The sequence below is a fragment of the Stenotrophomonas maltophilia genome (genome assembly GCF_003970865.1).
Classification (GTDB): domain Bacteria; phylum Pseudomonadota; class Gammaproteobacteria; order Xanthomonadales; family Xanthomonadaceae; genus Stenotrophomonas; species Stenotrophomonas maltophilia_AR.
On record NZ_RXLZ01000020.1, the window covers coordinates 47,696 to 68,366 of the forward strand.

Annotated in this window: 14 protein-coding genes; 5 read left to right on the plus strand and 9 right to left on the minus strand. The window is 67.7% G+C overall.

What is annotated here, in order from left to right; translation table 11 throughout:
• Positions 1-41 precede the first annotated feature (41 nt).
• From EKL94_RS08835 to msrB, 4 genes are all read right to left on the minus strand, one after another.
• Positions 42-1,490, minus strand: coding sequence for an aminotransferase-like domain-containing protein (locus tag EKL94_RS08835; RefSeq protein WP_126928791.1), 1,449 nt, complete (start codon positions 1,488-1,490; stop codon positions 42-44).
• Positions 1,491-1,632: 142 nt separating this feature from the next.
• The gene (gene msrA, locus EKL94_RS08840) at positions 1,633-2,370 is read right to left on the minus strand and encodes a peptide-methionine (S)-S-oxide reductase MsrA (RefSeq protein ID WP_126928792.1); all 738 of its coding nucleotides are present in this window, start codon (positions 2,368-2,370) and stop codon (positions 1,633-1,635) included.
• A 14-nt stretch (positions 2,371-2,384) separates the two neighbouring features.
• Positions 2,385-4,154, minus strand: coding sequence for a cytochrome c biogenesis protein DipZ (locus EKL94_RS08845; RefSeq protein ID WP_126928793.1), 1,770 nt, complete (start codon positions 4,152-4,154; stop codon positions 2,385-2,387).
• Positions 4,155-4,156: 2 nt separating this feature from the next.
• Complete coding sequence (gene msrB, locus EKL94_RS08850) at positions 4,157-4,732, minus strand: peptide-methionine (R)-S-oxide reductase MsrB (RefSeq protein ID WP_126928794.1); 576 nt, start codon at positions 4,730-4,732, stop codon at positions 4,157-4,159.
• A 144-nt stretch (positions 4,733-4,876) separates the two neighbouring features.
• On the opposite strand from msrB, the gene EKL94_RS08855 reads away from it, so the two are divergent.
• Entirely contained in the window at positions 4,877-5,596 is a 720-nt protein-coding gene (locus EKL94_RS08855) for a response regulator transcription factor (protein ID WP_014035866.1), read from the plus strand.
• Positions 5,593-7,062, plus strand: a complete 1,470-nt coding sequence (locus EKL94_RS08860; protein WP_126928795.1) for a sensor histidine kinase — start codon at positions 5,593-5,595, stop codon at positions 7,060-7,062. The genes EKL94_RS08855 and EKL94_RS08860 overlap by 4 nt, the downstream gene beginning before the upstream one ends.
• Here the strand turns inward: EKL94_RS08860 and EKL94_RS08865 are convergent.
• Together EKL94_RS08865 and EKL94_RS08870 are read right to left on the minus strand one after the other, a co-directional pair.
• A complete protein-coding gene (locus tag EKL94_RS08865) occupies positions 7,059-8,405 on the minus strand; it encodes an ATP-binding protein (protein ID WP_126928796.1) in 1,347 nt (448 codons plus the stop codon). The genes EKL94_RS08860 and EKL94_RS08865 overlap by 4 nt on opposite strands.
• On the minus strand, positions 8,402-9,091 hold the full coding sequence (locus EKL94_RS08870; RefSeq protein WP_010484092.1) for a winged helix-turn-helix domain-containing protein: 690 nt from the start codon (positions 9,089-9,091) through the stop codon (positions 8,402-8,404). Before EKL94_RS08870 ends, EKL94_RS08865 begins: the two co-directional genes overlap by 4 nt.
• Positions 9,092-9,441: 350 nt before the next feature.
• On the opposite strand from EKL94_RS08870, the gene asnB reads away from it, so the two are divergent.
• Complete coding sequence (gene asnB, locus EKL94_RS08875; protein WP_126928797.1) at positions 9,442-11,343, plus strand: asparagine synthase (glutamine-hydrolyzing); 1,902 nt, start codon at positions 9,442-9,444, stop codon at positions 11,341-11,343.
• Positions 11,344-11,790: 447 nt separating this feature from the next.
• Here asnB and EKL94_RS08880 read toward each other — a convergent pair whose 3' ends face one another.
• Together EKL94_RS08880 and queD are read right to left on the minus strand one after the other, a co-directional pair.
• On the minus strand, positions 11,791-12,138 hold the full coding sequence (locus tag EKL94_RS08880) for a phasin family protein (protein WP_014035870.1): 348 nt from the start codon (positions 12,136-12,138) through the stop codon (positions 11,791-11,793).
• A gap of 117 nt (positions 12,139-12,255) precedes the next feature.
• Positions 12,256-12,618 (minus strand): 6-carboxytetrahydropterin synthase QueD, encoded by a 363-nt coding sequence (gene queD, locus EKL94_RS08885; RefSeq protein WP_049444904.1) that lies wholly within the window; start codon positions 12,616-12,618, stop codon positions 12,256-12,258.
• A gap of 192 nt (positions 12,619-12,810) precedes the next feature.
• On the opposite strand from queD, the gene EKL94_RS08890 reads away from it, so the two are divergent.
• Both EKL94_RS08890 and EKL94_RS08895 read left to right on the plus strand, forming a co-directional pair.
• Positions 12,811-15,450 (plus strand): TonB-dependent receptor, encoded by a 2,640-nt coding sequence (locus tag EKL94_RS08890; protein WP_126928798.1) that lies wholly within the window; start codon positions 12,811-12,813, stop codon positions 15,448-15,450.
• Positions 15,451-15,524: 74 nt separating this feature from the next.
• Positions 15,525-18,119, plus strand: a complete 2,595-nt coding sequence (locus tag EKL94_RS08895) for a M14 family zinc carboxypeptidase (protein WP_126928799.1) — start codon at positions 15,525-15,527, stop codon at positions 18,117-18,119.
• Positions 18,120-18,662: 543 nt separating this feature from the next.
• Here the strand turns inward: EKL94_RS08895 and EKL94_RS08900 are convergent.
• Positions 18,663-20,084 (minus strand): DEAD/DEAH box helicase, encoded by a 1,422-nt coding sequence (locus EKL94_RS08900; protein WP_099552598.1) that lies wholly within the window; start codon positions 20,082-20,084, stop codon positions 18,663-18,665.
• Positions 20,085-20,671 lie beyond the last annotated feature (587 nt).

Below are 20,671 nucleotides of genomic sequence, written 5' to 3' on the forward strand. Positions count from 1 at the left end.
ATCCACCCGGTGATCCCGATGTTGCCGGCCAGCGGCCGGCGCTACCGTGCTGCAGCCGCCAGCTCCCGCGCGATCGCACCCAACCGTTCCACCGCACCGATGAAGCGTGCATCCAGCGTCTGGCAGCACGACAGCCGCAGGCAGTGGCGGTAGCGCGCCCCGCGCGAATACACCTGGCCGGGCATGAACACGATGTCCTCCTGCAGTGCATGCTCGAACAGCTCGCGCGTATCCACGCCCGGCAGTTCCAGCCACAGCAGGAAGCCGCCCTGTGGCTCGGTGGCACGGGTGCCGGCCGGGAAGTGCTCGGCCACCAGCTGGCGCAGCCGCCCGACCTGTTCGCGGTACAGCCGGCGCATGCGATGCAGGTGGTGCTCGTAGCTGCCTGCTTCCAGATACGCGGCCACCGCGTCGCCAAGCAGCTGCGGCTCGCCGCCGGTGGACTGGAATTTCAGCAGCGCGATGCGCTCGGCGAAGCGGCCGCCATCCAGCCAGCCGATGCGGTAATCCGGCGCCAGCGTCTTGGAGAAACCACCGACCACCATCACCCAGCCGTCGCGATCGAAGGCTTTCAGCAAGGGCGCCGGCGGTTCGCAGAACTGCAGCTCGGCATACACCGCATCCTCGATCAGCGGCAGCTGGCGTGCGTTGACCAGTTCGGCCAGGCGTTGCTTGGCGGCCGTCGGCATGGTGCAGCCCAGCGGGTTGTGCACGGTCGGCATCACCACCAGTGCGGCCAGCGATGTGTGTTCCAGCAGCGCATCCAGCGCATCCACATCCAGCCCATGCTGCGGGTGGGTGGGCAGCTCGATGGCCTGCAGGCCGAGGTTGGCCAGCAATGGGTAGAGGTTGAAGTAGGACGGCGCCTCGATGCCGACCGCGTCACCGGGCTGGGTCACTGCACGCAGCGCCAGCTGCAGCGCTTCCATCGCACCGTGGGTCAGCAGCAGGCGTTCGCTGTGGGTATGCAGGCCCATGCGCGGGCCACGGCGCACGATCTGCGCCAGCAGCCGGGGCGAGCCGTTCGGTCGTGCATAGGTTTCCACCGTCTGCTGGCCGTGGCGCAGCACCTGCGCGGTATGCCTTGCCAGCTGCGCGCCCGGATAGAACTGGCGCCCGCGCGGACCGGCAAACGCCAGGTCGATCACACCGGGGCGGCGTTGTGCTTCCAGCACGCGGGCCATCAGTACCTGCTGCAGCGGTGCAGTGGGCGCGGACGGGGTATCACGCAGCGAACGCTCCGGCACCGACAGTCGCGGCGCGACCTCGAAACCGGCCTTGGGCCGCGGAATGACCAGGCCGGCGTCTTCCAGCTGGCGATAGGCCGCGATCACCGTGTTGAGGCTGAGCCTGCGCTGCGACGCCATCTGCCGCAGCGAGGGCAGGCGGCTGCCGACCGGAAGGCGACCACCATGGATGGCTTCGGCCAACTCATCCGACAGCCGTTGGTAGCGGGGGGGAATCATCGAAGTCTGGTCATCTGTATCCATCGAACATCCCGCCATCTGGTGCTGTACCCATGATGATGGCGAGCCTAGCATGTCGTTGTCGGCCGGGCCTGATCGGGGCGTGGCCGGTACTTTCGAAACGCACGGCCGGATGGCCGTGCGTCTTTTTTTGCAGGTCGTGCCGTTACCGCATCGGCACCAGCGCCGCCTCGCGCCGATAGAGCGCGGGGAACTGCTTGCCCAGCGCGGCCAGCTTCGGTGCGTCGTAGTAGCGGATGTAGGCCGCCTGCGGGTAGTTCGTCATGTAGTTCTGGTGGTAGCTCTCGGCCGGGTAGAAGCGCTGTCCGCTGACCAGCTGGGTGACGATCGGCGAGCGGTAGCTGCCGGCCTGGCCGAGCTGGGCGATGTAGGCACGGCTGGCCGCCTGCTGTCGCGCGTCATCACTGAAGATCGCCGAACGGTACTGGCTGCCGTGGTCCGGCCCCTGGCGGTTGAGCTGGGTCGGGTCGTGCACCACCGAGAAGAACACCTGCATCAACTGCCCGTAGCTCACCTGGCGCGGGTCATAGTCGATCTTCACCGCTTCGGCATGACCGGTCTGGCCACCGCTGACGCGCTCATAGCGCGCATTGGCCGCGCTGCCACCGATGTAGCCGGACACTGCATTGCTCACGCCCTTGACGTGCTGGAACACGCCCTGCACGCCCCAGAAGCAACCGCCGGCGAACACGACGCTGGCGTGGGTGGCGTCATCGCGGAACGCAGCATCGCCCGTGGGTACCGGTAGTGCCTGGGTCTGCGCGCTGGCCTCGATAGGCGCCGCGACCGCGCCGTGATCGACCAGGAGCACGCCGGCAATCAATGCCGTGGCCACAAGACCGGCAACACCGGCGGCGATGCCCTGTTCAAAGGAGAGTCTCATCATGTCCTCCTGGTTCAACCGAAGGTGAAGGCATAGGCCTGCACGCCCGCATCGAGGAATTCGATCTCGAAGCGATGCGGGCCGACCGTGCCGCGCTGGCGGACCAGCTGGTACAGGCGGTGCTCGTCGACCACACCGCTGCCATCGGCACCGACATCGCTGCCGGCATCGGCGGCGGGCAGTGGCTTGCCGTCCAGCCAGACGCGGAAGCGCACCGGCGTGCCATCCTGGCGCGGTGCCAGCACCAGGTGCAGGTCGCGCGCGTGGAACTGGAAGGCGATGCGGCCACCGGCCTGCTGCAGTTGTGCGGCCTCGTCGGTGACGGTCCAGCGTCCGGACAGGCCCCATTGGTTCAACGCGAGCGTGGCCGGCAAGGTGTAGTCGAACGCGGCATCGCTGCGCTGCCCACCGGGCGAGGCAAACTGCTCGGCGCGGGCGTGGCCCAGATAGGTTTCCGGCGAGCGCAGATTGCCCATGTCGGCTTGCGCGGCCACGCCCTTCAGGTCGGCGGCAGCGGGATCGGCCGGTGGCGGCAGATTGGTCTGGCCCGCTTCGGTCAGCAGGCGACGGATCATCTGTTCCGAGCGCGCATAGTTGCCTTCGCCGAACTGGTGGCCGCGGATGTTGCCCTGCGCGTCGACGAAGTACTGCGCCGGCCAGTAGCGGTTGTTGAACGCGCGCCAGATCGTGTACTGGTTGTCGAGCGCCACCGGGTATTCGACCTTCAGCTGCTGCACCGCCTTCATCACATTGCGTGGGTCACGTTCGAAGGCGAATTCCGGCGTGTGCACGCCGACCACCACCAGGCCGTGGTCGCGGTAGCGGCGCTCCCATTCGTGCACGAACGGCATCGCGCGCAGGCAGTTGATGCACGAGTACGTCCAGAAATCGACCAGCACCACCTTGCCGCGCAGCTGCTGGGCCGTCAGCGGCGGACTGTTGAGCCAGCCGGTGGCGCCATCCAGCGCGGGCAGGGTGCCTTCCACTGGCAGCGGTGCATCGGCCGCGGCGTTGGCACCGGCCATCATCATCATCGGCGGTGCCGCCGGCTGCGCGCCGGGTACCGCATCCAGCAGGCCCTGCTCGATACGCGCGGTGCTGACCGTTGAAAGGCGGGTGAGCAGGCCGGTATCCCAGCCCATGCCGATCGCCACCACCGCCAGCAGCGCGGCCACGCCCAGCACCTTGCGCAGCACATCGCCGAGGCCAAGCCGCGCCTGCAGTGCACGGAACACACGACCCCCCACCCATACCGCCAGTGACAGCGCGGTGATCGCGCCCAGCGCATAGGCCAGCAGCAGGGCACTGGTACCCACGCTGGCGCCATGCAGGGCGGCACCGGTCAGCACCAGGCCGAGGATCGGCCCGGCGCAGGGTGCCCACAGCAGGCCGGTGGCGATGCCGATCAACAGCGAGGTCCATGCGCCGCCATGCCCAGCAGCATCAGCGGCATCGGCACGCGCGCTCAGGCGTGCACCCACACGCTGGAACGGCGCCAGCAGATGGTCGGCCAGTCGCGGCCACAGCAGGGCGACCGCGAACAACGCCATCAGCAGCAGGGCGATCCAGCGTCCGACCTGGTTGGCCTGCGCCACCCATTGGCTGCCCACCGCGGCCAGGCTGGCGACCACGGTGAAAGTGAGCGCCATGCCCAGCAGCAAGGGCAGCGTGCTGCGCAGGAAGGGACGGTCGGCACGCGCGAACACGAACGGCAGCACCGGCAGAATGCAGGGGCTGAGCAGGGTCAGCGCGCCCCCGAGGTAGGCAAGCAGCAACAGCAGCATCGTCAGGCTCCGGAAGCAGGGGAAGAACCGACCGGCACCCGCCAGCCATCGGCAGTGCCGCCCTCAGCGGCACCGGGAACGAACACCATCGCCGCACCGTTCATGCAGTAACGCAGCCCGGTCGGACGCGGGCCGTCGTTGAACACATGGCCGAGATGGCCACCGCAGCGGCGGCAGTGCACCTCTACCCGCAGCATCCCGAAGGTGACGTCGCGGTCTTCGCCGATGGCGTTGTGCAGCGGCGCCCAGAAGCTGGGCCAGCCGGTGCCGCTCTCGAACTTGGTGGACGAGGAGAACAGCGGCAGCGCGCAGCCCGCGCAGGCGAAAGTGCCCTGCCGATGTTCCTTGTTGAGCGGGCTGCTGTACGGGCGCTCGGTGGCCTGCTGGCGCAGTACGGCGTACTGCGCCGGGGTCAGCTGCTGGCGCCACTGCGCATCGCTGTGCATGACCTCGAACTGTCGCGGCGGGCGCGCTTCAGCGGCCGCCGGCGTGGCGCGGCTGCAGGCCCCCAGGCCGAGCAGGCCGGCGGCGGTGGCAACACCGCCCAGGCCCAGCAGATGGCGGCGGGACAGGGACATGGCGGACTCCGGGAAGGGGCGACGGGGCCATGCTGCGCCCGCCCGGGTCAACGAATCCTCACGCAGGATTCAATTTTTCGTGAGGTATCGGCGGCCGTCCCGCGCCACAATGCAACCAGCTTCCCCACTGGCCCCGAGCTGCCGATGTCCACCAAACGCGTGCTGATCGTTGAAGACGATGCCCACATCGCCGACCTGCTGCGCATGCATCTGGGCGATGAGGGCTACGACGTCGCCCATGCTGCCAGTGGCGATGCCGGGCTGCGCCTGCTCGAGCAGGACGGCCCGTGGGATGCGCTGGTACTGGACGTGATGCTGCCCGGCGTGGATGGCCTGCAGGTGTGCCAGCGTGCACGCGCGATGGCGCGCTATGTACCGATCATCATCATCAGTGCGCGCGGCAGCGAAACGCAGCGCATCGTCGGCCTGGAACTGGGTGCGGATGACTACCTGGCCAAGCCCTTCTCGATGCCGGAACTGGTGGCACGGGTGCGCGCATTGCTGCGTCGTGCCGAGGCGATGGCGCAGAGTGCACGCATCGATGCCGGTGCGATCGAACTGGGCGGGCTGCAGCTGGATCCGGTTGCGCGTACCGCCTCGGTGGATGGCAACGCGCTGGAGCTGACGCCGCGCGAGTTTGACCTGCTGCTGTTCTTCGCCCGTCATCCGGACCAGGTGTTCGCGCGCATGGAACTGCTCAACCAGGTCTGGGGCTACCAGCACGATGGCTACGAGCACACGGTCAACACCCACATCAATCGCCTGCGCAGCAAGATCGAGCCGGACCCGGCCAATCCACGGCGGCTGCTGACGGTGTGGGGCCGTGGCTACAAGCTGGTGGACCCGGCCGGGGCGGCGGCATGATCAGGCCGAACCTGTGGCAGAAACTGGCGGCGGTGATCGCCGCGCTGATGCTGATGTGCTGCATGGCGCTGCTGGCGCTGCAGATGCGTGCCAATACCCGCCACGAGCAGGAGGTGGTGCAGCGGCTGTCGCTGGGCCTGGCCGAGCATATCGCCCAGCGCAGCGAGCTGATGGATACCAGCGGCATGCGTGATGCCGCGGTGCGCGCGCTGTTCGGCCAATTGATGGCGGTCAATCCCAGTGTCGAGGTCTACCTGCTGGACGACCAGGGTCGCATCCTTGGCCACGATGCACCCAGTGGCCATCTGGTGCGCAACCGGGTGGACGTGGCACCGCTGCGCCGCCTGCTGGCCAGTGCGCCGTTGCCGATCCTCGGCGATGACCCGCGCAGCGCGGATGGCCGCAAGGTGTTCAGTGCAGCACCATTGATCGTGCAGGGCCGCCAGGCCGGCTATGTGTACGTGGTGCTGGTAGGCGAGCACAGGCAGATGCTCGCCGACGATCTTGCCGCCGGCAGCCAGTGGAACACCACCTGGTGGTCGGTGGTGCTGGTCGGCAGCCTGGGCCTGCTGGCCGGGCTGGTGGCCTTCTACTGGGTGACGCGCCCGTTGCGGCGGCTGACCCGGCGCATCCAGGCGTTCGACATCGACGCACCCACGCCGTTGCCGCCGCCGGAGCCGCTGCGCCCCGGTGAGCGCGACGAGCTGGTGATCCTCGAACACGCACACGCGCAGATGGCGCAGCGGCTGGGTGAGCAGTGGCAGCAGCTGCGGCAGCAGGACCTGCAGCGCCGCGAGCTGGTCGCCAACATTTCGCACGATCTGCGTACGCCATTGTCATCACTGCATGGCTACCTGGAAACGCTGGCATTGAAGGATGCGACGCTGTCGCCGGATGAGCGCCGGCGTTATCTCGGCATTGCCCTGGCGCAGAGTGCCAAGGTTGGCCGGCTGGCGCGTGCGCTGTTCGAACTGGCGCGGCTGGAGCACGGCGAAGTACGCCTGGAGTGGGAGGTGTTCGCATTGCCGGAGCTGCTGCAGGACGTGCTGCAGAAGTTCGAGCTGGCGGCGCAGGCACGCAATCAGCGCCTGCACGCGGACTTCCCGCCCGGCCTGCCGCTGGTGCGTGCCGATCTGGGCCTGGTCGAGCGGGTGCTGACCAACCTGCTCGACAACGCGTTGCGGCATGCGCCGGAGGGTGGCCGGATCGAGGTGCGCCTGCGCGCGACGCCGGACAGCGTCGAGGTGAGCGTGGCCGATGATGGCCCTGGTGTTGCCCCTGCACTGCGCACGCAGCTGTTCCAGGCGCCGGCGGCGCTGGGGGCGCGGCGCGGCGACAACGGCGGGCTGGGCCTGCTGATCGTGCAGCGCATCGTGCAGCTGCATGGGCGCCGGATCGAACTGCGCGACAGCGAGCAGGGCGCGCTGTTCGTGTTTGCCTTGCCGCGTGCGGAACCGGCGGTCTAGCAGGTCGTCTCGCTCTCCACGGCACCGCCGCTTTCCAGCGGCAGGTGCAGGCGGATGCAGGCACCGCCCAGCTCCGAATCGGTCACTTCAACGTGGCCGCCATGCTTGTCGGCTACCACCTGCACCAGCGCCAGGCCGAGGCCGAAACCGGGGCTGCCCGGATCCAGCCGCACATAGGGTTGCAGCACCTGGCCGCGCAGTTCGGGCGCGATGCCGGGGCCGTCGTCCTCCACCTGCAGGCACAGCCAGCCGTCGTTGACCGTGCTGGCGATACGGATCTGCCGCCGCGCGTAGCGCAGGGCATTGCCGAGCAGGTTGCGCAGCGCCAGTTCCAGCATGTGCCGGTTGACGTTGACCAGGCCTGCCGGCGACAGCACCTGCTGTACCGGCATCGGCAGCGGTGCGAACTGGGCCACCACGCCACGTACCAGTGCCGCCAGCTGCAGGCGCTGGCGGGTCAGCTGGTGACAGCGGCCGAGCGCGGCGTACTCGACACCGGCATCGGTGAGGTGCTGCAGCCGATCAACGTCGGTGCGCAGGCCGCCCAGTGCATCGCGCTGTATCTCGTCGAGCGCGGTGTCCTCCAGGTCGGCCAGGCCGAAACGCATCCGCGCCAACGGCGTGCGGACTTCGTGCGCCACTGCCTGCGCCAGCACGCGCTGGCTTTCCAGCAGCTGCTGCAGCTGCTCGGCCATGTGATTGAAGGCATTGGCCAGCGGCCGCACCAGCGCGGTGCCGGCGCGCGGCGCGCGCGTGTCCAGCTGGCCGTCGCGCATCTGCCGGGCGGCCTGGGCCAGCTGCGAGACGTCGCGCCACAGGCGGTAGACCATCACGTACATCGGCAGCGCCACGGCCACCATCAGGATCAGCAGCAGGATCGCCACGCCGGACACTTCGCTGTCCTGCCATCCTTCCTCAGGCAACGCTTCATCCAGTGGCCCCAGCATCACGGCATAGTCGCTGTCGCCGATCCGCTGCAGGCTGCGCATGTGTTCCAGGTCGATCTGCACCCGGCCGTTGTTGAACGGCGGTCGCTGGCTGGCCGACAGCGCCTTCTCCGCCTCGGCCAGCGGCACCATCCGCAGGGCGTAGGCGAAGTCGGCGTCGAGCCCTCGTGCAAGCGCCGGCCACTGCTCGCGCGGTGATTCCGCGAAGCGTTGCTGCAGCAGCGCATGGGTGCCACGCATCTCGGCCAGCAGGCTGGCTTCGGTGCGGTCTTCCAGCAGCGCATCCCAGGCCCACAGGCCCAGCACGATCAACAGCAGGTGGGCGACCAGGAAGCCGATGCCGTAGCGCAGGAAGTGGAAGGCGTGGCCACGCATCGCCGAGGGCGTGCGCTTCATCCCCATGCCGAGCGGCTGAACAGGTAGCCGCGTCCACGGACGGTCTTGATCCGCTCCGGTTGTTCAGGGTTGTCGCCCAGCTTGCGGCGCAGGCGCGAGATGCGTGCATCGATCGAACGGTCCAGGCCGTCAAAGGCGATGCCACGCAGGCCGCGCAGCAGTGCATCGCGGTCCAGGATCTGGCCGGCGTTGCTGGCCAGCAGGAACAGCAGGTCGAACTCGGCGGTGGTCAGCTCCAGCAGGCCGCCCTGCAGGTGCACATTGCGGGTGGACGGGTCGATGTTCAGCTCGCCGAAGCGCAGGCTGCCGTCGCGCGGTTCGACCCGGCGATGGCGGCGCAGGTGCGCACGCAGGCGGGCCAGCAGCACCCGCGGTTCGATGGGTTTGCCGATGTAATCGTCGGCCCCCAGCTCCAGTCCCAGCACCTGGTCGATGTTGTCGGTGCGGGCGGTCAGCACGCAGATGATGCCGTCATAGTGGGGTCGGATCTGCCGACACACTTCGAAACCATCCTGGTCGGGCAGGCCGACATCGAGCAGGACCAGGGCCGGCTTCTCGGCCAGGATCCGGGCCACCGCGCGCTCACCACTGCGCTCATGGGCCACCTGGTAGCCATGCCGCTGTAGATAGTCGCTGACCATCGTACCCAGGCGGGCATCGTCTTCGACCAGTACGATATCCAGCATTTTCAAGGCCTCCGTGGGCGCAAACGTACCGCCACGGCACGAGCGCGGCGATGCTATCCCAGCCTGCGGGCCGCCCGGGTCCCGGGGGCGGGCGCCATTCAGCCGGGGTTGCTGGCGCACGGGCCGGGCCTCAGGCCTGGCAACAACTTGGCGTCCAGCATAGCTTGTTGCCGTTACAAAACGTTACCTTCGTGATACGTCTGGTGACCATCGCTGACAGCAAAGCGACTGACGCGGGGCAGGTGGGGCGCCGAGCATGGAGTCTCCTCCGCTCCGCGTGCCGTTCCCATGTCGCCCGCCTCCCTCTGCCTGCTGACCCCTTCCTGCCGCTGCCGCTGCGGGGGTGCCCGATGAGCGGCGTGGTCGGGGCCTGGCTGCCGCCCGCCGAAGACGAGCACCTGCTGCAGCAGCTGGCGCCGATGCTGCGCGCCCTGCAGCAGCGGGGCAGGGGCCGCATCGGTTACTGGACCGACGCCGAGGCTGGCCTGGCGCTGGGCCACTGCCGGGCGCCGACCGATACCCCGCTGCAGCCGCTGAGCTCGGACTGCGGCCGTTACGTGTTGTGCCTGGACGGCCGCCTGTACAACCGCGCCGACCTGCAGTCGCAGCTGCGCGAGCTGCCTCGTAGTTGCAGCGATGCCCGGCTGCTGCTGCAGGCGATCGTTGAATGGGGCGTGGAGCGGGCGCTGTCGCGTATCGAAGGCGCTTTCGGCTTCAGCGTATGGGACCGTGAGTCACGTGCGTTGTGGCTGGCGCGTGATCCGGTTGGCGAGCGGCCACTGTACTACGGCTGGTTCCAGGGCCAGTTCCTGTTCGCCTCGGAAATGAAGGCGCTGCAGGCCTTCGCCGGCTTCGCGCCGAGCATCGACCAGGATGCGCTGAGCCTGCTGCTGCGCCACGACTATGTGCCGGCGCCGCACACCATCTACCGGGGCATCCACAAGCTGGTGGCCGGCGCGGTGCTGCGCGTCGATCTGGATGACCACGCGGCCGGCGGTTCCAGCCAGGCGGCGGAAGGGGGCGCGCGCTACTGGTGTGCACGCGATGCGATGCAGAGTGCTCTGCAGGAACCCCTGCAGCCGGCGCCGAGCCTGGAGCAGGCCACCGATCAGCTGGAAGTGGTGTTGCAGAAGGCGATCGCTTCACGCATGCACTCGCCATTGGCGTGTGGCGCGTTCCTGTCCGGCGGCACCGACTCGTCGCTGGTGACGGCGATGATGCAGGCGCAGTCCACCTTGCCGATCGAGGCGTGGACGGTCGGCTTCGACGATCCCGGCCATGACGAGAGCGACTGGGCCTCGCAGGTCGCGCGCCACCTGGGCGTGCAGCACCATCTGCACCGGATGGATGCCCGCCAAGGCCTGGATCTGCTGCAGCGCCTGCCGCAGGTCTGGTGCGAGCCGTTCGCCGACGCCTCGCAGCTGCCGACGCTGCTGGCCAGTGAACTGCTGGGCGCGCGCAAGCCGGTGGCGCTCACCGGCGACGGTGGTGATGAACTGTTCTTCGGCCACCCCAGCTATGGCCGCGCACTGCGCAATGCGCGCCTGTGCGGGGGTCTGCCGGACTGGGTGCGCGATCTGGCGCGGCGCAGCGGCAACCGCATGAACGTCGAGCGTGGCCGCCTCGGAGGCTGGCGTGCGCTGGTGGCCGAGGTTGCCGCCAACGACGTGGAAGGGCATTACCTGCAGCGTGTGACCCGCTGGCGGCAGCCGGCGCAGGTGGTGCTGGGCGCGCGCGAGCCGATGACGATCTTCCAGCAGCAGGACACGGCGCTGCCGGCTGAGGCGCGCATCCAGCTGCTGGATTTCCGCATGGACCTGGCTGAGGGCATCCTCGCCAAGGTCGATCGCGCGGGCATGGCGGCGGGCGTGGAAACCCGTGCGCCTTTGCTGGACATGGAGGTGGTGCGCCTGGCCTGGCGCCTGCCGCAGCATCTGAAGTACCACGACGGTGAGCACAAGCGGATTCTCAAGCACCTGCTGGCGCGCTATCTGCCCGAGCCGCTGGTGTACCGACCCAAGCGCGGTTTCGGTCCACCGATGGCGCGTTGGTTGGCGGGCCCGCTGCGCGATTGGGCGGAGGCGTTGCTGGACCCGCAGCTGCTGCGCAACCAGGGCTGCTTCGATGCGGCACGCGTGCGCGGTATCTGGGAAGCGTTCCTGCGGGGTGAGCGCAAGTGGCACACGCACCTGTGGAACGTGTTGATGTTCCAGGCGTGGCACCAGCACTGGCACGTCAATCGCGGGCGTTGAGTCGTTTCTGCATTACGTGCAGCGGACTGAATCAGCGTGGCGCAGGGCGGATGCCCTTGCGTACGAATGTCCTCCGGCGCCGGCCGTTGGCCGTCACCTCCCCCTTTACTTCGTACGCAAGGGCATCCGCCCTGCGTTCGGAGTTCGTCGGCGCCTCATTGAAAGGCGCCACGAGCGCTGCGCTTTACCTGCCGTAAGCCGAGCCTCGTCGGGGCGGGCAGGGGTTTGGGCAAAGTAAAGGAGGAGGTGACGGCCAACGGCCGGCGCCGGGGGACATTTGCCCAGGCCCCTGCCCGCCCCGGCGGGGCCCTTCAGCTCGCAGAGACGTCGGACGAAGACGCACTTCGGAATCCAGACGCCAGGCAAAAAAAGACCCGGCAGAGGGAGGGATCTGCCGGGTCCGGATTGCGTGGGGGGAGGGACCCACGCAATGAGCGTTGCGTCGCGTCAGTGGTTGTTCGCGTCCGCCGTTGATTCGTTGTAGCCCTGCACCAGTTCGGACCAGGCCTTGCTGGCCTGCAGGCCGAGACCGACCACGTCCTGCTGGGCCTGGCCCAGCCGCTGCAGGTTGTCCTGCCACAGCTGCGCACCCTTGGAGAGCGTCCCGGCTGCATCCTCGCCGCGGGCCAGTTCACCCAGCCAGCCGCCGGTCGCGGTCAGGTTGCGCTCCATCACCTTCAGCTGCACGCCGAACATGCTTTCCGCGTTCTCCAATGCCAACCGGTTCGCGCGCGTTGCCGCGGCGGCGAGCTGGCGGGTGGCATCACTGAAGCGATCGCTGAAGGCGGCGGCCATGGGGGCATCAGGGAGTGGCTTGATGCAATGCAGCATACGCCGTTGATGTGGCAATGCAACAAAAATAACAAAGGCGCCCAGGGCGCCTTTGAAACACCTTTCAGATCAATGGGTTGATCAGGCCGCCGGGCCGCGGTAACGGCAGCCGGAGGTGCAGGTTTCGTGCACGGTGATTTCGCTCAGCGCCGGCAGGCTGGGCTTGAGTTCGTTCCAGATCCACACCGCCAGGTTCTCGCTGGTCGGGTTCTCCAGGCCGGGGATGTCATTGAGGTAGTGATGGTCCAGGCGGTCGTAGATCGGCTGGAAGGCCGCCTTCACGTCGCCGAAGTCCATGATCCAGCCGGTCTGCGCACCCGGCTCGCCCTCGACCTTCAGTTCCACCCGGAACGAGTGGCCGTGCAGGCGCGCGCACTTGTGCCCCGGCGGCACGTTGGGGAGGCGGTGCGCCGCCTCGAGCATGAAGACTTTGAAGATTTCCATGGCGCAATTGTACGCCGCAGGTGGCCGGCCATCCTGAGCGGATGTTGGGCTTTCGTGAAGTAACTCTTTCCATCCGGATGAAGAGATGATAGTTTCTCTTATATCCGTATGAAGAGATGTTATTGGCCGGACCCCGGCCAGGCATGGACTACTGCGGAACTACGTCGCCCTTTCCACCTCCCCCACATCGTCATGCCCAAGCACACCCTGCTCGTGGCGGCCCTGGCCGTCGCTCTGGCCGCGCCTTTGTCCGCCGCCGCCGAAACTTCCGCCGACGCCAATGGCGAAGCCAGCACCCTGGCCGCTGTGCGCGTCACCGGTTCCAACATCAAGCGCACCGATACCGAGGCCTCCAACCCGGTGCAGGTGATCGGCCGCCAGCAGCTGGAACAGACCGGCAAGGCCACCGTGGCCGACGTGCTGCGCTCGATCTCGGCCAACACCGGCAATGCCAGCAACGAAACCACCAACAACGGCTGGGCCTCCGGCTCGGCGGGCATCGGCCTGCGTGGCCTGTCGCAGAAGAACACGCTGGTGCTGCTCAACGGCCGCCGCCTGGCCAACTACGGCTTCCCGGCCGGTGGCCTGTCCGACACCTTCGTCGACCTCAACGCGCTGCCGCTGGTTGCGGTCGAGCGCATCGAAGTGCTCAAGGACGGCGCCTCGGCGGTGTACGGCTCCGATGCCGTGGCCGGCGTGGTCAACATCATCACCCGGCAGAACTTCGAAGGCGCCGAGATCGGCGGCAGCTTCGGCGGTGCCGACCAGGGCGGCCTGCACGAGCAGAACCTGAAGTTCGTCGGCGGCCTGGGTGATCTGGACACCGATGGCTACAACATCCTCTTCAGCCTGCAGGGCTACAACCGCGAGCGCCTGGACCAGGACGAACGCAACCTGACCAGCAGTGGCATCTACACCGACAAGCCGGGTGGCCGCTGGAACGGCTGGTCGGCCAAGGGCGCGCGCTACCTGGTCAACGGCGTCTCGGTGCCGATGCTCGATGCCAACGGCAACTGCCCGGCTGGTACCACCCGCGTCGCCAGCGCGCCGATCGACGGCCTGGCCGGTGACACCTGCGGCTTCAACCAGGCGCCGTTCACCACGCTGATCCCCTCCACCAAGCGTTACCAGGCCTACGCAAACGGAACCTTCCGCCTGAACGACAACGTCGAAGCCTTCGGCGAAGTGCTGTACAGCCAGATCAAGAGCACCGCGTGGTTCGGCAGCAGCCCGTTCTTCACCCTGGAGAGCGGCCGCTTTGCATTGAACGCCGACAGCGGCCTGGCCGAGCCGGTGTCCTCGCTGCTGCCGGCCAACAATCCGTACAACCCGTACGGCCGTGCGATTCCGATCGAATACACCTTCTTCGACCTTGGCGGCACGCTCAAGACCAACCGCTCCACCGCCTACCGCGGCGTGTTCGGCCTGCGCGGTACTACCGCCAACTGGGACTGGGAGGTGGCTGCATTCGGTGCGCGCAGCAGCGAGCGCGAGAGCGTGTCCGGCGGCTTCGCCAACCGCTGGGCGCTGGCCGATGCGCTGGCCACCGGCAGCTACAACCTGCTCAATCCGGCGGCCACGCCGCAGTCGGTGCGCGATTCGATCAACATCGCCACGCTGCGTCCGGCCGAATCCAAGCTGCAGGGCATCGATGCGAAGATTTCCGGCAGCCTGGGCCACACCTGGGCCGGCGAGATCGGCTTCGCTGCGGGTGCCGAGTGGCGCCGCGAGAAGCTCGATTCCAACAACCCGTGGCAGATCGATGCCGGCCTGCAGGTGCGCCCGGCCATCGCCGAAGTGCATGGCCAGCGCCAGGTCAGTGCCGCCTACGCCGAAGTGAACGTGCCGCTGGCCTCGACGCTGGAGCTGTCCGCCGCCGCGCGTGCCGATCACTACGATGATTTCGGCGATGCGTTCTCGCCGAAGATCGGCCTGCGCTGGCAGCCGCTCGACTTCCTGCTTGTGCGTGCGTCCGCGTCGAAGGGCTTCCGCGCACCGTCGCTGTCGGAAAACTCCAACAGCACCAGCATCGCCTACGGCAGCGTGGTCGATCCGCGTGATCCGGACGTGCCGGGCTCGCGCCAGAACCCGACCTTCTTCACCGTCGGCAACAACGAACTGAAGCCCGAGCGCACCAAGAGCGTGAACTTCGGCGTGGTGCTGTCGCCATGGGCCAACACCAACCTGAGCGTGGACTACTACCGCATCCAGCTGGACAACCTGGTTGGCACCAACAACACCCAGACCCTGGTCAACGACAACGTGGCCGGCGCGGTGCAGCGCGATGAGCGTGGCAAGCTGCAGGCGGTCTACAACCGCTACCAGAACCTGAGCGAGCTGAAGACCTCGGGCATCGATGTCGAGCTGCGCCAGCGCATCCCGACCGCGGCACTGGGTGACTTCACCGTGTCCTCGGCCTACACCCACGTGCGCGACTACCGTCGCCCGACCGTGGTCGGTGGGCCGCTGGTCGACTACGCCGGCAGCAACCTGGGCGCGACCCTGCCCAAGGACAAGGCCACCACCACGCTGGACTGGAAGTACGGCGACTTCAACGCGGCGGTGACCTGGTACTACACCAGCAGCTACCGCCAGGAAGCCAGCACCGCGGCCAAGGCCGTGCAGCAGCGCGTCGGCAGCTACAGCCAGTACGACCTCTATCTGGCCTACACCGGCATCGACAAGCTGACCGTGTACGCCAAGGTGCAGAACCTGGCCGACAAGACGCCGCCGTACGACGCCTCGTTCCCGGGCATCCGCGCGCCGTACGATTTCAGCCAGTACGACCTGCGCGGCCGCTACTTCACGCTGGGCTTCGATTACCGCTTCTGATCCATCCGCCGCGGCCGGTCACCTGAAGGGACCGGCCGCGCGACTGTCTGCCGTTGTGTTCCAGGGGAGTCACCGTGTCCTTGCATCGCCGTGCCGTTCTTCCGTTGCTGCTTGCCGCCGCCGCCGTACTGTCCTCGCCGCATCCGGCGCAGGCACAGAGCGTGTACTTCTTCCCGCAGGTCACCGACGCAGCGGCGTTCGATGCAGCGGTGCCCACGCCGGAGCAGTTCCTCGGCTACCCGATCGGCAGCCGTTACACCCGGCACGACCAGCTGGTGGCGTACTTCCAGGAACTGGCGAAACGCTCGGACAAGATCAGCGTGCGCGAGATCGGCCGCAGCTATGAAGGTCGCCCGCTGTTGATCGCCACCGTCACCGCTGCAGGCAATCATGCGCGGCTGGAACAGATTCGCCAGCAGCACGCGACCCTGGCCGATCCGGCGCAGCCGCGCAGCGCCGCCGGTGACAGCCCGGTGGTGGTGTGGCTGGGCTACAGCGTGCATGGCAACGAGACATCCAGTGCCGAGGCTGCGATGCTGACGGCGTACTACCTGGTGGCCAATCGCAGTGCCGAAACCCAGCAGTGGCTGCAGCAGGCGGTGGTGCTGTTCGACCCGGCGCAGAATCCGGACGGCCGCGATCGCGCCGCCAACTGGCACAACGCCTGGGCCTCCGATCCGGCCTCGGCCGACCCCGCCGACAAGGAGCACGTCGAGCCGTTCCCGCAGGGCCGCACCAACCACTATTTCACCGACCTCAACCGCGACTGGCTGGCACTGACCCAGCAGGACTCACGGCCGAAGGTGGAGGTGTTCCACCAGTGGTACCCGAACGTGCAGATCGACTTCCACGAAATGGGCAAGGACAGCACCTACTACTTCGAGCCCTCGCCGAAGAGCATGCACAGCCCGCTGATTCCCGCGGCGTCGTACGAATTCAACAAGACCCTGGCCAAGTACCACGCGCAGGCGCTGGATGCGCTGGGGTCGCTGTACTACACCGGCGAGAACTTCGACAACTTCTCGCCGGTGTACGGCTCTACCTATCCGGACTTCCATGGTGCTGTCGGCGTTACCGTCGAGCAGGCCAGCTCGCGCGGCCGCGTACAGGAATCGGTGAATGGCCTGCTGACCTTCCCGTTCACCATCCGCAACCAGGTCGCTACCGGGCTGGGCACCGTGCGCGGTGCAGTGACCGAGCGCAGCGGCCTGTTCGACCTGCAGAAGCAGTTCTTCCAGAGCGCGCTGAAGCAGGCCGCACAGCAGCCGGTGAAGAGTTTCGTGTTCGGTGATGCGCATGACCCGGCGTTGACCCGTCGCCTGCTGGAATTGTTGTTGCTGCATCGCATCGAGGTGCGCGCGCTGGATCGTGCCGTCACTGTCGATGGGCAGCGCTTCGATGCCGGCAGCGCCTACGTGGTACCGGTGCAGCAGGCGCAGTTCCGCCTGGTGCATTCGATCTTTGCCGAGACGCCGCCGATCAAGGGTGATGTGTTCTACGGCAGCACCAGCTATGCGATCGCACCGGCCTACGGCGTGGCCTTTGCGGGCAGCCGCAGCCGTATCGAAGGCGGCGCACGCGTGGCCGCGCTGCCGGTGGAGCAGGGCGCGGTACTGGGCGGCGAGGCCGGATTCGCCTACGCCATCGACTGGCGCGACTACAACGCCGGGCGCGCGCTGGCCGCGCTGCAGGGCAAGGGCGTGAATGCACGCGCGGCATTCCAGCCGTTCACCACCGCGACCGCGCAGGGCGACATCAGCTTCGCCGCCGGCAGCCTGGTCATTCCGGTTGCCGGGCAATCGCTGCAGGGCGCGGCGCTGCTTGAGGCAGTGACGTCGGCCGCGCGCGAGGCAGGTGTGCAGGTGCACGCGCTGTCCAGCGGCCGCAGCCGCGAAGGCATCGACCTCGGCAGTGATGGCGTCAAGGCGCTGCGCAAGCCTGCGGTGGCACTGGTGATGGGCGAGGGTGTGACCGCCACCGAAATCGGATCGGCCTGGTTCCTGCTCGACCAGCAGCTGCACCTGCCGGCCAGCAAACTGGACCCGCAGCAGCTGGGCAAGGTGCCGCTGGACTGCTACACCACGATCGTGTTGTCCGGTGGTACCTATACCGGCGTCGACGCCACGGCGGTGGCTGCACTGAAGCGCTGGGTGCAGGCCGGTGGTTCACTGGTGACCTACGGCAGTGCCTCGAAGTGGGCGATCGAACAGAAGCTCGCCGACGGCGAGAAGCTCGGCAAGGAAGAAGACGCTGCTGACGAAAGCCGCCGCGCGTTCGGCGATCAGCGCGACGTTGCCGCGATCGAGCGGGTCAGTGGCAATATCCTCAGCGCTGACGTGGATACCAGCCATCCGCTGGCGTTCGGTGTGCCGCGCCGGCATCTGGCGATCAACAAGGAGAACACGGTGACGCTGCAGCCGAGCACGAACCCGTTCTCGACGGTGGTGCGCATCGACACGCCGCCGCGGGTGAACGGTTACCTGTCCGAGCGCAACCGCACGCGGGTGGCAGGCAGTGCATGGCTGCTGGTGTCAGCGCAGGGGCAGGGCAACGTGGTGCTGTTTGCCGATGATCCGGCGCATCGCAAGTACTGGCACGGAACCGATCGACTGCTGATCAACGCGATCTTCTTCGGGAATCTGGTGAATCCGAGTAAAGCGCGGGGTTGAGGGTTTGCGCGCCTTTGTTGACGCGTGTGGGGGAGGCCGGGCGGGCTGCGCAGGACACGCCGTAAACCCGTCCTTGGGGGCTCGATGGCGCCATCCTTGGCGCCAACGGTCCTGCGCAGCCCGCCCGGCCTCCCCAAGACAGCTTCCAGCGGGCGCGGACACGTCAGACCCCAAGGCGGGAGCGAGGGCAAAAGCAAAAGCAAAAGCAAAGCCAGGAATTGCGACTTCGGCTTTTGAATTTGAGTTTGAATTTGAATTTGATCTTTCTTCTCCCGGCTACCCGGCGGGAGAAGAAGGCGCAGGCAATGCTTGAAGCGGATGGGCGTGGGGCCAGCGCAAAACCGTGAGGCGCATGGATGCGCCGACCGAGCCCCCATGGATGGGTTTACGGCGTGTTTTGCGCTGGCCCCACGCCCATCCGCCCTCAGCGCAGCACACCGCCGGCTTCTACTCACGGTAGCCCGCAACAAAAAAGGACGGCGCGTCAGCGCCGTCCCTCGATAGCCCCCGCGCAGCGGGAAGCACCATCCATGTCAGCTGGGATCAGCCGGCGCGACCGCCGCCGTTGCCACCCTGGCCACGACCACGGCCGCCACCATTGCCGCCACCGCCACGACGCTGGCCCTGACCGGCACCCGCACCTGCACGCTGCTGGCCATTGCCACCGCCCTCGCGACGGCCGCCACCGGCCTTCTTCGGGCCGGCATGTGCGTGGCGCGGCGCATCACCGTGCGGACGACGTGCGTGGCTCTTGCGCGGTGCGCGCTCGCCGGTATCGTGCTCGGCCTTGCCCGGTGCACTGTTGCCCCAGCGGATCGGCGTCTGCAGCTCGAAGCCCGGTACATCGCGGATGTCCATGTCGCGGCCCAGCAGGCGGGTGATCGCGCGCAGCAGCTTCACTTCGTCCTGCGCCACCAGCGAGATCGCCTGGCCGGTGGCACCGTTACGGCCGGTACGGCCGATGCGGTGCACGTAGTCCTCGGCCACCATCGGCAGATCGAAGTTGATCACCTTCGGCAGCTCGTTGATGTCGATGCCGCGCGCGGCGATATCGGTGGCCACCAGCACGGTCACGCGGCCGGCCTTGAAGTCACCCAGTGCACGCAGGCGCTGGCCCTGGCTCTTGTTGCCGTGGATCGCCGCGGTCTTGATGCCGGACTTTTCCAGGAACGTGGCCAGCTTGTCGCTGCCGTGCTTGGTGCGGGCGAAGACCAGGGTCTGCTCGCGGCTGTCCTGCGCCAGCAGGTGCAGCAGCAGGTCACGCTTGCGGCTGCCATCGACCGGGTGCACGCGGTGGGTGATGGTCTCGGCCACGGTGTTCTTTGGCGTCACCTGGATCTGTTCCGGGTTACGCATGAACTCCAGCGCCAGCTGGCGGATGTTGTCCTCGAAGGTGGCCGAGAACAGCAGGGTCTGCCGGTTCTGCTTCGGCAGCTTGGCCAGGATGCGCTTGATCGACGGCAGGAAGCCCATGTCGAGCATGCGGTCGGCCTCGTCCAGGACCAGCAGTTCAATGCCGGACAGGTCGATGCTGCGACGCTCCAGGTGGTCGATCAGGCGACCCGGGCAGGCCACCAGCAGGTCCACGCCACGGCGCAGGATGTCCAGCTGGTTGCCCATGCCGACGCCGCCGTAGATGCAGGCGCTGGGGATGCGCAGGTACTTGCTGTAGCCGCGCAGGCTGTCATGCACCTGGGTGGCCAGTTCGCGGGTCGGGGCCAGGATCAGCGCGCGCGGCTTGCGCGGGCCGCTGCGCACTTCCTGCGAGGCGGTGCCCAGGTGCTGCAGCAGCGGCAGGCCGAAGGCGGCGGTCTTGCCGGTACCGGTCTGTGCGCCGGCCAGCAGGTCGCGACCGGCCAGCGCCAGCGGGATCGCCTGCTGCTGGATCGGGGTCGGGTTTTCGTAGCCCTGCTCGGCAAGCGCACGCAGCAGGAAGGGCGCCAGGCCCAGCGATTCAAAAGACATTGAGATTGCTCCAAGTACAAGAAACGCCTGTCCGAACGGACAGACGGGGGCAGATCAAACTGATCGGCTGACTCGGAGCGTTCCCGTGAACCGCGCTGCGAGAATTGGGTGCAGCCGGCACGAAGCGCAGGCTGGAATGCGTGACGAACGGCGTCGGAGTGGGGGCGGGCGAAGAGGGCGGACCCTGGTCGCCGGCGATCCCGGAGGGAAACGGACGGCCGCTGCAGACTCCGCAAGTCTAAACGATGTTTGAGACTTCACGCAAAAAGGCCTGTTCAGGTAGGGGGTTCTCTCTGCAGGGCTGCACCCTGCACCCGCAGAGGCCGAAACAACGGCAAAGGCCGGGTTCCTGTGGGTAGGCGGGGTGGGTCCGGTGGCAGGGGACGCTGCAAGTCCCCCTCCGGGGCCCGGCCCAGCCGCTGGCGGCTGGGCGTTCGGGCGCTTGCGAAGCAGTGCTTCGCAAGCAAAGCGCCCTCACCCATGTAAGCTCGGTCGCCGCTTGCTCGTGTGCGCAGTCCTGCGCACACGGCAAGACCGGGGTTGGGCGTCCTGCCCAACCCGCCCGAGGCATGCCTCGGGCCCATGCG